Genomic DNA, 214 nt, shown 5'->3' on the forward strand with positions numbered 1-214 from the left:
ACAGGTTCATTGCCGTTTGCAGCGCGGTAGCCCGGACAGATGCGCAGCATCACCTCCGGGAAATTCAGCCACTCTGTTCTCTGTAGGGGGCTCTGCGCGCTGCTCCCGGGGCGGCACTCAACGCGCCTTGCCGGGGCTACGGGTTCATCGCCGTTTGCAACCTGGTAGCCCGGACAGATGCGCAGCATCGCCTCCGGGGAGTTCAACGACTCTG

General features: G+C 64.0%; 1 pseudogene. It reads right to left on the bottom strand.

What is annotated here, in order from left to right:
* A pseudogene (locus IAE27_RS29475) lies at window positions 1–214 on the bottom strand (hypothetical protein); the annotation flags it as partial.

The sequence above is a fragment of the Klebsiella sp. S69 genome, assembly GCF_016516145.1.
In the GTDB taxonomy this organism is placed as follows: Bacteria; Pseudomonadota; Gammaproteobacteria; order Enterobacterales; family Enterobacteriaceae; genus Klebsiella; species Klebsiella oxytoca.